Consider the following 12,888-nt stretch of genomic DNA (forward strand, 5'->3'; position numbering starts at 1 on the left):
TCGTGACAACAACTCCATGATCGACGGAGGGTGGGGGGTGGGGGTGGGGGTGGGTGGGGGGTGGGGTGGTTCGGCCTGGATGTTGTCGCGGGCGGGCCGAGGATGGCCGTCCCACCTTGGGGCATTCCGGGCGCCTCCTCGCGCCGGCCGACGGATCAGGCGAGTCCTGCGCGGCGCAGAGCCTCCGCCATCGCGTCGTTGGCCGGTGCCGGTGCGCCCTGCCGCTGCTGGCCGCCCCGTGCGCCCTGGCCGCCGCGACCGCCGGATCCGCCCTGGCCGCCGGATCCGCCGCGACCGCCGGACCCTGCCTGGCCGCCGGACCCGCCGCGACCGGCGGACCCCGGCTGCCCGCCGCGACCGCCCTGCGGTCCGCGCTGGGCCGGGCCGCCGCGCCCCTCCTGGCTCGTCCGACCACCGTCACCGGCGGCGGCCGGCTCGTCTTCCAGGCGCAGAGTCAGCGAGATCCGCTTTCGGGGTACGTCCACGTCGAGCACCCGCACCCGCACCACGTCACCGGACTTGACCACCTCGCGGGGGTCCTTGACGAAGGTCCGGGACATCGCCGACACGTGCACCAGACCGTCCTGGTGCACCCCGACGTCCACGAAGGCGCCGAACGCGGCCACGTTGGTGACCACACCCTCCAGCACCATGCCCGGGGTCAGGTCGCCGATCTTCTCCACCCCCTCGACGAAGGTCGCGGTGCGGAACTCCGGCCGGGGATCACGGCCCGGCTTCTCCAACTCGGCGAGGATGTCGGTGACGGTGGGCAGGCCGAACCGGTCGTCGACGAAATCGGTGGCCCGCAGCCCGCGCAGGATCGCGCTCCTGCCGATCACCGAGCGCAGGTCCTGCCCGGTGCTGGCGAGGATCCGGCGCACCACCGGGTACGCCTCCGGGTGCACGCTGGACGAGTCCAGCGGGTCGTCGCCGTCGGGGATGCGCAGGAAGCCCGCGCACTGCTCGAACGCCTTCGGCCCGAGCCGCGCCACCTTCTTCAACTCGGTACGCGAGCGGAACGGCCCGTTGGCGTCCCGGTGCAACACGATGTTCTCGGCCAGGCCGGCGCCGATCCCGGAGACCCGGGTCAGCAGCGGCGCGGAGGCGGTGTTGACGTCCACCCCGACCGCGTTGACGCAGTCCTCCACCACCGCGTCCAGCGACCGGGACAGCTTCACCTCGGACAGGTCGTGCTGGTACTGGCCGACCCCGATCGACCGTGGATCGATCTTGACCAGCTCGGCGAGCGGGTCCTGGAGTCGGCGGGCGATGGACACCGCCCCCCGCAGCGACACGTCCATCCCCGGCAGCTCCTGGGAGGCGTACGCGGAGGCGGAGTAGACCGACGCGCCGGCCTCGGAGACCATCACCTTGGTCAGGTTGAGCTGCGGGTGCCGCGCGATCAGGTCACCGGCCAGCTTGTCGGTCTCCCGCGAGGCGGTGCCGTTGCCGATGGCGATCAGCTCCACCCCGTGCGCCCCGGCCAGCCGGGCGAGGGCCTCGACCGACGCGTCCCACTGCCGGCGAGGCTCGTGCGGGTAGATGGTGTCGGTGGCGAGCACCTTGCCGGTGGCGTCCACCACTGCCACCTTCACGCCGGTCCGCAGGCCCGGGTCCAGGCCCATCGTCGGGCGGGTGCCGGCCGGGGCGGCCAGCAGCAGGTCGCGCAGGTTGGTGGCGAAGACGCGTACCGCCTCCTCCTCGGCCGCCTGCCACAGCCGCATCCGCAGGTCCGCGCCGAGGTGGATGAGGATCCGGGTACGCCACGCCCAGCGCACCGTGTCGGCCAGCCAACGGTCGGCCGGTCGGCCCGCGTCGGACACCCCGAACCGGCCGGCGATGGCCGCCTCGTACCGGGTCGGGCCGGTCGGCACCGCGTCCGCCTCGCCGGCCTCCTCCGACTCCATGGTCAGGTCGAGCACGCCCTCCTTCTCACCCCGGAACATGGCCAGGATGCGGTGTGAGGGCAGCTTCGGGTACGGCTCGGAGAAGTCGAAGTAGTCGGCGAACTTGGCGCCGGCCGCCTCCTGACCCTCGCGTACCCGGGACACCAGACGCCCCCGCGACCACATCTGCTCGCGCAGCGTGCCGATCAGGTCGGCGTCCTCCGCGAAGGTCTCGATCAGGATGGCCCGCGCGCCCTCCAACGCGGCGGCGGCGTCCGCGACGCCCTTCTCCGCGTCGACGAACCCGGCGGCCGTGGCCCGTGGGTCCTGACTGGGGTCGGCAAGCAGCGTCTCGGCCAGCGGGGCCAACCCGGCCTCCCGGGCGATCTGCGCCCGGGTGCGCCGCTTCGGCTTGTACGGCAGGTAGATGTCCTCCAGCCGGGACTTCGAGTCGGCGGCCATGATCTGCGCTTCCAGGGCCTCGTCCAGCTTGCCCTGACCGCGGATGGACTCCAGCACCGCCGCCCGTCGCTCGTCCAGCTCGCGCAGGTAGCGCAGCCGCTCCTCCAGCGTGCGCAGCTGGGTGTCGTCGAGCAGGCCGGTGGCCTCCTTGCGGTAACGGGCGATGAACGGCACGGTGGCGCCGCCGTCGAGCAGCTCCACGGCCGCCCGCACCTGACGCTCGGCCACGCCGAGCTCGTCGGCGATCCGCTGATGAACAGACTGGGTCACGATCTCGATCCGCCTTCGACTCGATCCGCCTTCACAGAGCGGGTACCGCCTGCATTCTGCCGGGCGGCCCCCGGCGGCGTCGCCGCGCCCGGCCGGGCCGGGCTGACGTCGCCGGGCCCGGCCGGGGTGACCCCCGGACGGCGCCGCCGGGCCTGCGCTAGCGTGGCGATCATGGAAACACCTGCGGAGCCGCGCGCCCGGCGGCTCTTCGGCGGCAGCGCCCGGGCCCTCGGCGACCTGACGGCCAACCCGTTCCGCGCCGACCGGGACCGCATCGTCGGCTCGCCGTTCTTCGCCCGCCTCGGTGGTGTCACCCAGGTGATCAGCCCGGTCGGCTCCGGGCTGCTGGTGCACAATCGGCTCACCCACAGCCTGAAGGTCGCCCAGGTCGCGCGGGCGGTAGCCGAGCGGCTGAACGCCGACGACCGGTCGCGTGACCTGCTGGACAAGCTTGGCGGCTGCGACCCCGACGTGGTGGAGGCCGCCGCGCTCGCCCACGACCTCGGTCACCCGCCGTTCGGGCACCTGGGGGAGCGGGTGCTGGATCGGCTGGCCCGCCAGCGCCTCGGCCTCACCGACGGTTTCGAGGGCAACGCGCAGTCGTACCGGATCGTCACCAGCACCGAGATCCGGGGCGCGGCCACCACCGGGTTGGACCTGACCGCGGCGGTCCGCGCGGCGATGCTGAAGTACCCGTGGACCCGGCTGGACCACCCCGACCCGCACCCCCGCACCATGGACCCGTCGCCGCGCGGCGCCACCCCGCCGCCGGACGACCCGGAGAGCGGCTCGTCGAAGTTCGGCGCGTACCGCACCGAACTGGACGACCTGCGGCAGGCGCGGGAGCCGTTCGCCTGTCGCATCCCGGACTGGCAGCAGACCGTGGAGGCGTCCGTGATGGACACCGCCGACGACATCGCGTACGCCATCCACGACGTGGAGGACTTCTACCGGGTCGGTGTGCTCCAACAGGGGTCGGTCTCCGCCGAGCTGATGGCCTGGCAGCGCGAGAGCGGGCAACTCCGGGCGATCACCGACGCGGCGCTGGCCACCGCGGCGCGACGACCCGGTGCCGCGATCGAGCGGCTCCGTCGGCAGCTGCACCGCAAGGACGCCTGGATCGCGGACGATGACGCCTTCGCCGCCGCCGTCGAGCACGTCCGCGAGGAGCTGGTCGACGGGCTGCTGGCGATGCCGTTCGACGGTTCGATCGAAGCCGAGCAGTACGTGGCGCGGTTCTCCGCCCGCTGGTCCACGCGCTTCGTCGAGGCGATCACGGTGACCGACGCGCCCTCGGTGCGTTCCGGGCACGTGCTGCTCGGCGGCGCGCAGTGGCACGAGGTGCAGGTGCTCAAGTTCGTCCACCACCGCTTCGTGCTGGCCCGCCCGGACCTCGCCCTGCACCAGCGCGGCCAGGCCCGACTGCTGGGCACCCTGGTCGAGGCGCTCTGGGAGTGGCTACTCGACCCGGAGGAGGAGTCCCGGTTGCCCCGCCGACTGCACGACCTGGTCGAGTTGGCCGAGGCGGAGCTGCACCCGCGTACCCCGGATCGGATCGGGCGGGCCCGGGGCCGGGCCATCGTGGATTTCGTCGCACAGCTCACCGACGGACAGGCGGTGGCCATGCTGGACGCGCTGTCCGGCCGCTCCGGTGCCCTCTGGACCGACGCGTTCGTGCTCTGAGCGGCCCGCCCCTCAGGCGATGCCTGCCGTGGCCTGGTTCAGGCGATGCCTGCTGTGGCCTGGTTCAGGCGATGCCTGCTGTGGCCTGGTTCAGGCGATGCCTGCTGTGGCCTGGTTCAGGCGATGCCTGCCTTGGCCTGGTTCAGGCGATGGCCTGCCACCAGCCGTCGACGGCGGGCGGCTCGTCGACCACCACCCGCTCACCCGGGCGGGGCACGGCGAGCCGCACGTCGCGGGCCTTCGCCTCGGCCCACAGCCGGTCGACCGGCTCGGACCAGTCGTGCAGGGCCAGGTTGAACGTCGCCCAGTGCACCGGGACGAACAGCCCACCGCGCAGGTCGAGGTGGGCGCTGACGGCCTCCTCGGGGAACATGTGGATCGTCGGCCAGGCCCGGTCGTACGCGCCGATCTGCATCAGCGTCACGTCGAACGGGCCGTGCTCGGCACCGATCTCCGCGTACCCGTCGAAGTAGCCGGAGTCGCCGGTGTAGAAGACCCGGCGGCGCGCCCCGGCCACCACCCAGGAGCTCCACAGGGTGCCGTCGCGGCGCAACCCCCGACCGGAGAAGTGCTGGGCGGCGGTCGCGGTGATCTCCAGCCCGGCGACCCGGTGCGACTCGGACCAGTCCAGTTCGATGATCCGTTCGGCCGGTACGCCCCAACGGTCCAGGTGCGCGCCCACACCGAGCGGCACCAGGAACGGCGCGGACTGCCCGGCCAGCAGCGCCCGCACGGTGGCCATGTCGAGGTGGTCGTAGTGGTCGTGGGAGATGAGGATGGCGTCCAGCGGGGGCAGTTCGTCGAGTCGTACCGGTGGTTCGTGCAGCCGACGCGGGCCGACCAGCCCGGACGGTGAGCAACGGTCGCTCCACACCGGGTCGAGCAGCACCCGCCGGCCCTCGATCTCGATGAGCGTCGAGGCGTGCCCGTACCAGACGATGGTGAGCTCGTCGGCGGTGTCGGCCGTGCCGGCGCTGGGGCGCAGCAGCGGCACGGGTGCGGTGGGACGCCGCTTCTGCTTGCCGAAGATCAGCTCGCGGAGCAGGTTGCGCCCCGGCTCGGCGATCATGGTGCGGGTGCCGGCCCGGTTGTGGAAGGTGCCCTCGCGGAACTGGGGTGAGCGGGCCGCGCGCTCGGCCCGGGCCCCGCTGAGTCGGCCACCGAGGGCCGCCGGCACATCCCGGGCGACCCAGGCCAGGCCGGCGAGCGCGGCCAGGCCCGCCGCGCCCCGCATCCGCCGCCCGAGCGACCGTTCGACGTCCGTGCTCCGCGCTGGTGCCATTGCCGTCCCTCCGACGTGTCCGCCCTACACGGTAGTCACCCGCGCCGAGCGGTGCCGCGGCGGTCGCCCCGCCGGGTCGGGTGTGTCGAAGCCCCTGGCCGGCGGCAGGCCGGCCAGGGGCTTCGAGCAGGCTCCTAGCTTGATCTCTAACCTGCTAGCCGCCGTTGCTGGGGCGGCGGGCGGTGATCCGGAACGTCTTGCCCGCGCCCGCGATGCGGTCCACCGCGGCCAGGAACTTGGGGCCCATGGCGGCGCGGGCCTGCACCGCCGGGTGGGTGGCGCCGAAGTTGTCCGGGTCCGCCTGACCGTCGGCGAACAGCGCGTAGGTGAGCACCGCCGCACCGGAACGGTCGAAGATCACGCCGGCCTCGTGCCGGGCGTCGGCGTACCAGCCGGCCTTGGTGGCGATCCGCGCCCGCTCGTCGGAGGACATCGTGCGCCGGATGCCGTCGGTGAACGCCACCGGCGAACGCAGGATACCCAGCAGGTACGTCGTCGAGGCGGGCGAGAGCAGGGTGCCGCCGACCAGGGCGCGCAGCAGGTCGTGCGTCTCACGCGGGGTGCTGGTGCCGAGGAAGAACCGGTTGGGGTTGGCCACCGGCTCGACCTGGGTGTTCGGGAAGCCCTTGGCGACCAGGATGGAGTTGATCTCCGCGGCCGGGGCGACCAGCCCAGACAGCCGTACCGCGGTGTCGTCCGACACGGTCAGCAGGTTGGCCAGCACGTGCCCGATCGTCACCTTACTGGGGTACGCGCCGTCCAGGCTGAAGATGCCGTCACCGCCCGGCACCACGATCGCCGCGGTCACCTCGACCTGCTGGTCCAGGGTGAGCAGCCCGCGGTCGACCTTGTCGAGCACCGCCGTGGCGACCGCGATCTTGTTGACGCTGTACGCCTCGATCCGCCGGTCCGCGTCGGCCGCCACCGCGACCACCGGCGTCCCGGCCGGGTCGGCCACGCTGATGTACGCCTGCCAGTTGCCGCCGGCCTCGGTGCTGTGCCTGGTGAAGATCGAGGCAATCCGGGTGGCGGCCCGGGCGGGGGTGGTCGGGGCGGCCTCGGTGCTCTCGGCGGCGCTCGCCGGAGCGGCGGCGCCCAGCACCGTGCCCGCGGTAGCCATCGTGCCCAACCCGAGTGCGGTCCTACGGTTCAGTCGCATGGTCAATCGTCTCCCCCATAGTGGAGCGCCAGAGCGCTTGCTGGCCCACCACCCTAGGCGAGTTGATCGACGCAAGACGAACCCCAAACAGTCGCAAACAGTCCCGAACAGATCAGCCGAGCCGACGGCGCAATGCGGTGCCAACCGCACCAACCGTGCCGAACAGGAGTTGCCGCAGGTCAGGGAGGTGGCCGCCGCGTACCGCCTCGCCGGCCGGGTTCGGGGCGAAGACCGAGCCGTCGTGCGCGGCGACCGGCCGTCCACCGAGGCCCAACGCCCGCATCAACGGCCCGACCAACACGTCGTAGACCCCCGGCAGTACGGTGAAGCCGGCGCGCAACACCACGTTGAGCCGACCCACCGAGACCTCCCGGCGCGGCCGGTCCACACAGTCCACGATGGCCCGGGCCACCCGCCGCGGGCTGGTCACCGGCGGTGGGGGCCGCCCGATCCGGCCCAGATAGTTCGCCGCCTGCTGGTAGACGGGAGTGTCCACGCTGCCCGGGTTGACCAGGCACAACTGGATCTCCGGGCGGTCGCGCAACTCCTGCTGCACCGTCCGGGCCAGCCCCTGCAACCCCCACTTGCTGGCCACGTACGCGCTCATGTACGGCGCGGTGATGTGCCCGAGCACCGAGCCGGTGAGAACGACGGTGCCGGCTCCGGCAGCCCGGAAGTGCCGCAGCGCCACCCGCACCGAGGCGGCGGTGCCGAGCAGGTCGGTGCGTACCACCTGGTCGAAGACCCGCTCGGGCACCTCGTCGAAGCGCCCGTAGGCCATCACCGCCGCCGTGTGCACCCAGACGTCGATGCGACCGAACCGCCCGATCGCCGCGTCCGCGAGCGCCTGCAACGCGCCCGGCTCGGTGACGTCGGTCGGCACGGTCAGCACGTCGACGTCGGCGCACTCCGCGCGTACCTCGGCAAGGGTCGTGGTGGCGCGGGCCGCGAGGACGAGGCGGTCGCCGCGCTCGGCGAACGCCCGGGCTGTCGCCCGGCCGACCCCGCTGCTCGCGCCGACGACCACCACCACCCGGCTCACGGTTCGAGCACGACCTTGATGCAGCCGTCGTCCTTCTTCTGGAACATCTCGTACGCCTGCGGAGCGCGCGCCAGCGGCAACCGGTGGGTACGCAGGTCCTCCACGCCCAGCGGATCGTCGTCGCCGGAGAGCAGCGGCAGGATCTCGTCGGTCCACCGGCGCACGTGGCACTGCCCCATCCGCAGTTGGATGCCCCGATCGAACATCTCCATCAGCGGCATCGGGTCCACCTCACCGCCGTAGACGCCGGAGATCGACACGGTGCCGCCGCGCCGGACCGCCTTGACGGCGGCGTGCAGCACCGACAACCGGTCCAGGGCGCCCTTGTCGGTCATCACCTGGGCCAGCTTGTCCGGCAGAAGCCCGACGGCCGCGTGGGCCAGCTTGCCGCCCGGCGAACCGTGCGCCTCCATGCCGACCGCGTCGATCACCGCATCCGGGCCACGCCCGTCGACCAGGTCGATCAGCGCACCCGGCACATCGGACAACTCGCGCACGTCGAGCACCTCGATGCCGTGCCGGCGGGCCAACTCCAGCCGCTCGGGCACCAGGTCCAACCCGATCACCCGGCCGGCACCGAGATGACGGCCGATCCGGGCGCAGAACTGCCCGACCGGGCCCAGCCCGAACACGGCCAGGGTGCCGCCCGGCGGGGTGTCCGCGTACTTCACGGCCTGCCACGCGGTGGGCAGGATGTCGGACAGGTAGAGGTAACGCTCGTCGACACCGGTCTCCGGGATCTTGATCGGGCCGAAGTGGGCCTGCGGAACCCGCAGGTACTCGGCCTGCCCGCCGGGCACCGAACCATAGAGCGAGGTGTACCCGAACAACGACGCGCCCTTGCCCTCGCTGGTGACCTGCGTGGTCTCGCACTGCGCGTAGAGCTGCCGGCTACACATCCAACAACTGCCGCAGGAGATGTTGAACGGCACCACCACCCGGTCGCCCGGCCGGAGCCCGGTCACCTCCGACCCGACCTCCTCGACGATGCCCATCGGTTCGTGGCCCAGGACGTCACCGGGCTTCAGGTACGGCCCGAGCACCTCGTACAGGTGCAGGTCCGAGCCGCAGATCGCGGTCGACGTGATCTTCACGATCGCGTCGGTCGGCTCCTCGATCCGCGGGTCCGGCACCTCCTCGACCCGTACGTCCCGCTTGCCCTGCCACGTCAACGCCTTCATGACTGGTCGCCTCCCTTGGTCGCTGCCTGACTGCTACCCGGGAGAGAGGAGTTGAACCGGCCGCACCCGAGGGCCACGGTTCGCGCCCTCCTGGCTCAGGTGGTCCGCGTTGGTCCTGGTGTCGGTTGGGTCTGGTCGGTGGTTGCTGGCTGGTCGGTGGTTGCTGGCTGGTCGGTGGTTGCGGTCCGGGCTGGGGGCGACCGTCCCCGGCTCCGGGCGGTCAGGCTTGATCCCTCCGCCGGGGACGGTCGCCCCCAGCCCTCGCGTGGGCGACGTCCGGTGGTGCGTTCTGCGTTCTGCGCGCTCGTTGGTGGGGCCCGCTGGTGCGCTTCTCCGCGCTCGTGTGGTGGGGTCCGCTGCTGCGTTCTGCGTTCTGCGTGGTTGGTCTGCTCGTCGCTCTCCGCGCTTGCGTGGGTGGGGTCCGCTCGTGTGTTTCCCGCCCTGGCCCGCTGGTGCGGACCGCTCGTTGCTTCCGGCCCTGGTCTGCTGGTGCGTCTGCCCGTGTTCTCGCTGCGCTGGCCCGTCGTGGCGTCCGCCCTGCGCTTCCGGCGCCGATCGGCGACCCACAGGACGTGCGATCTGCCTTCTTGGCCCCTTTTGTCAGTGCGGCTGGCGCGTTCTCCAGGGCAAGGTCGAGCTGATCAACTCGTCTTTCTTGAAGTCGCGGTATCCGAGGCCCGGCGACAGCCCGACTTCCTGAAACCCGAGTGGATCATGCGCTCCGAGAGGGGTGAGGTGGCGTGCGGCCGAGCGCAGTGGCCCGAGAAGCCGGCGCGAGGCGAGGGGGACGAGGTGGAGCGCGACCGAGCGCAGTGCCCGAGAAGTCGAGGCGGGGAGAGCCGAGGCGGAGCGCGACGGGGCGTAGTGAGGCGATGCGGCAGGGCGTGGCGGGGAGACATGGCGGGTCGAGGCGAAGAGGTGGGGCGAGTCGAGGCAGAGCGGCGGGGCGTAGCGAGGAGGCAAGGCGCGGCAGGGCGTGGCGGGGCGGTGAGGCGATGCGAAGGGGCGGGGCGTGACAGCCAGCGGGGCCTCGGTGCTCGGCAGGCGCCGGCGTACCACCGCAGAAGCGCAACCGGCGGACGCACCGTGACCAAGGTCAGGGCTGGGGCGACCGTCCCCGGCGGAGGGATCAAGCCTGACCGCAACCAAAGACGAGACCGCAACCGCCAAACCGCCGTACCCCCGGAGGTGCGGGGGCACGGCGGTCCGGGTGGCGTGGCGCCTCAGGAGCCGGGGGTGTTGCCGGCCCCCTTGGCGGTGGCCGCGAGGTAGTCGCGGTTGAGGCGGCCGATGGTGTTCAGTGGGATGCCCTTCGGGCAGGCCGGGGTGCACTCGCCGGCGTTGGTGCAGCCGCCGAAGCCGGCCTCGTCGTGCGCGTCGACCATGCCGATGACCCGGGTGTAGCGCTCCGGCTGGCCCTGCGGCAGCAGGGAGAGCTGGGTGAGCTTGGCGGCGGTGAAGAGCATGCCGGAGCCGTTCGGGCAGGCTGCCACGCAGGCGCCGCAGCCGATGCAGGCCGCCGACTCGAAGGCGGCGTCCGCGTTGGCCTTGGCGACCGGGGTGGAGTGCGCCTCGGGCGCGCTGCCGGTCGGTGCGGTGATGTAACCACCGGCGGCGATGATCTTGTCGAAGGCGCCCCGGTTGACGACCAGGTCCTTGATGACCGGGAAGGCGCTGGCCCGCCACGGCTCGATGTCGATCGTCTCGCCGTCGGTGAACTGCCGCATGTGCAGCTGGCACGCGGTGGTGCCGCGCTGCGGCCCGTGCGCGTCGCCGTTGATCATCAGGCCGCACATGCCGCAGATGCCCTCGCGGCAGTCGTGGTCGAAGGCGACCGGGTCCTCGCCGGCGAGGATCAGCCGCTCGTTGAGTACGTCGAGCATCTCCAGGAAGGACATGTCGGGGGACACGTCGTCGACCGGGTAGGTCACCATCCGACCCTTGTCCTCAGGGCCCTTCTGGCGCCAGATGCGCAGGGTCAGGTTCACTTGTAGCTCCGCTGCGTGGGGTGGACGTATTCGAACTTCAGGTCTTCCTTGTGCAGCACCGAGGGTTCACCGGTGGCGGTGAACTCCCAGGCCGCCACGTACGCGAACCGGTCGTCGTCGCGCTGCGCCTCACCGTCGGGGGTCTGGTGCTCGGCCCGGAAGTGGCCGCCGCAGGACTCCTCGCGGTGTAGGGCGTCGATGCACATCAGCTCGGCCAGTTCGAAGAAGTCGGCAACCCGGCCGGCCTTCTCCAGCGACTGGTTGAGTTCCTCGCCGGTGCCGGACACCTTGACCCGCTGCCAGAACTGCTCGCGCAGGTCGCGGATCTCGTCGATCGCCTTGCGCAGCCCGGCCTCGCTGCGTTCCATGCCGCAGTGTTCCCACATGATCTGGCCCAGCTCCCGGTGGAACGAGTCCACGGTGCGGTCGCCGTCGACGGCGAGCAGCCGCTGGATCCGGTCCTCGACCTCGGTACGGGCCTCGACGGCCGCCGGGTGGCTGGCGTCGACCTTCTCCAACCCGCCCGACGCCAGGTAGTTGGCGATCGTGGTGGGCAGGACGAAGTAGCCGTCGGCGAGGCCCTGCATCAGCGCCGAGGCGCCGAGGCGGTTCGCGCCGTGGTCGGAGAAGTTCGCCTCGCCGATCACGAACAGGCCGGGGATGCTCGACTGGAGGTCGTAGTCGACCCAGAGGCCGCCCATCGTGTAGTGCACGGCGGGGTAGATGCGCATCGGCACCTCGTACGGGTCCTCGCCGGTGATCCGCTCGTACATCTCGAAGAGGTTGCCGTACTTGGCCTCGATGGCCTTGCGGCCGAGCCGACCGATCGCGTCGGCGAAGTCGAGGTAGACACCGAGCTTGGTCGGCCCGACGCCGCGGCCCTCGTCGCAGACGTTCTTGGCGGCGCGGGAGGCGATGTCGCGGGGGACCAGGTTGCCGAAGGAGGGGTAGATCCGCTCCAGGTAGTAGTCCCGCTCGTCCTCGGGGATGTCCTTGGGGCTGCGGTCGTCGCCCTTGGTCTTCGGCACCCAGACCCGGCCGTCGTTGCGCAGCGACTCGCTCATCAGGGTCAGCTTCGACTGGTGGTCGCCGGAGACCGGGATGCAGGTCGGGTGGATCTGCGTGTAGCAGGGGTTGGCGAAGTACGCGCCCTTGCGGTGGGCCCGCCAGGTAGCGGTGACGTTGCAGCCCTTGGCGTTCGTGGAGAGGTAGAAGACGTTGCCGTAGCCGCCGGAGGCGAGCACGACGGCGTCGGCCATCTCGGTGCTGATCTCGCCGGTGACCAGGTCGCGGACGACGATGCCTCGGGCCTTGCCGTCGACGATGACCAGCTCCAGCATCTCGTGCCGGGCGTTCATCTCCACGTTGCCGAGGCCGATCTGCCGCTCCAGGGCCTGGTACGCGCCGAGCAGCAGTTGCTGGCCCGTCTGGCCCCGGGCGTAGAAGGTGCGCTGCACCTGGGCGCCACCGAAGGAGCGGGTGTCCAGCAGGCCGCCGTACTCGCGGGCGAACGGCACACCCTGGGCGACGCACTGGTCGATGATGTTGACCGACACCTCGGCGAGCCGGTGCACGTTCGACTCCCGGGAGCGGAAGTCGCCGCCCTTGACGGTGTCGTAGAACAGCCGGTGTACGGAGTCGCCGTCGTTGCGGTAGTTCTTCGCCGCGTTGATGCCGCCCTGTGCCGCGATGGAGTGCGCCCGGCGCGGGCTGTCCTGGTAGCAGTAGGACTTGACGTGGTAGCCCTGCTCGGCCAGGGTCGCCGCGGCCGAGCCGCCGGCCAGGCCGGTGCCGACCACGATCACTGTCATCTTGCGACGGTTGGCGGGGTTGACCAGCTTGGCCTCGAAGCGTCGGGTCTCCCAACGCTTCTCGACCGGGCCGGCGGGAGCCCTGGTGTCGGCGATCGGGTCGCCCTCGGTGAAGAGTTCCATG

Annotated in this window: 8 protein-coding genes; 1 reads left to right on the forward strand and 7 read right to left on the reverse strand. The window is 71.9% G+C overall.

From position 1 onward, the window contains the following. Positions 1 to 155: 155 nt before the first annotated feature. Positions 156 to 2,618 (reverse strand): Tex family protein, encoded by a 2,463-nt coding sequence (locus tag AB0B14_RS07855; RefSeq protein ID WP_357521925.1) that lies wholly within the window; start codon positions 2,616 to 2,618, stop codon positions 156 to 158. 171 nt (positions 2,619 to 2,789) lie between these two features. Here AB0B14_RS07855 and dgt point away from each other — a divergent pair, with 171 nt between their 5' ends. Continuing rightward, positions 2,790 to 4,301: a dGTP triphosphohydrolase gene (gene dgt, locus AB0B14_RS07860; RefSeq protein WP_357521927.1), complete on the forward strand. Its 1,512-nt coding sequence runs from the start codon at positions 2,790 to 2,792 to the stop codon at positions 4,299 to 4,301. 142 nt (positions 4,302 to 4,443) lie between these two features. On the opposite strand, the gene AB0B14_RS07865 is transcribed toward dgt, so the two are convergent. The 6 genes from AB0B14_RS07865 to AB0B14_RS07890 all read right to left on the reverse strand — a co-directional run bounded on the left by AB0B14_RS07865 (position 4,444) and on the right by AB0B14_RS07890 (position 12,887). Next, positions 4,444 to 5,583, reverse strand: coding sequence for an MBL fold metallo-hydrolase (locus AB0B14_RS07865; RefSeq protein ID WP_357521929.1), 1,140 nt, complete (start codon positions 5,581 to 5,583; stop codon positions 4,444 to 4,446). Between the two features lie 154 nt (positions 5,584 to 5,737). Then, positions 5,738 to 6,742, reverse strand: coding sequence for a serine hydrolase (locus tag AB0B14_RS07870; RefSeq protein ID WP_357077601.1), 1,005 nt, complete (start codon positions 6,740 to 6,742; stop codon positions 5,738 to 5,740). 112 nt (positions 6,743 to 6,854) lie between these two features. Next, entirely contained in the window at positions 6,855 to 7,784 is a 930-nt protein-coding gene (locus tag AB0B14_RS07875; RefSeq protein ID WP_357521930.1) for an SDR family NAD(P)-dependent oxidoreductase, read from the reverse strand. Continuing rightward, on the reverse strand, positions 7,781 to 8,965 hold the full coding sequence (locus tag AB0B14_RS07880; RefSeq protein ID WP_357521932.1) for a zinc-dependent alcohol dehydrogenase: 1,185 nt from the start codon (positions 8,963 to 8,965) through the stop codon (positions 7,781 to 7,783). The genes AB0B14_RS07875 and AB0B14_RS07880 overlap by 4 nt, the downstream gene beginning before the upstream one ends. Before the next feature lie 1,223 nt (positions 8,966 to 10,188). Then, positions 10,189 to 10,953, reverse strand: coding sequence for a succinate dehydrogenase/fumarate reductase iron-sulfur subunit (locus tag AB0B14_RS07885; RefSeq protein ID WP_357245649.1), 765 nt, complete (start codon positions 10,951 to 10,953; stop codon positions 10,189 to 10,191). Further along, the gene (locus AB0B14_RS07890; protein ID WP_357077613.1) at positions 10,950 to 12,887 is read right to left on the reverse strand and encodes a fumarate reductase/succinate dehydrogenase flavoprotein subunit; all 1,938 of its coding nucleotides are present in this window, start codon (positions 12,885 to 12,887) and stop codon (positions 10,950 to 10,952) included. The genes AB0B14_RS07885 and AB0B14_RS07890 overlap by 4 nt, the downstream gene beginning before the upstream one ends. Between the last annotated feature and the right edge of the window lies 1 nt (position 12,888).

Source organism: Micromonospora sp. NPDC049171 (genome assembly GCF_040648275.1).
GTDB lineage: Bacteria > Actinomycetota > Actinomycetes > Mycobacteriales > Micromonosporaceae > Micromonospora.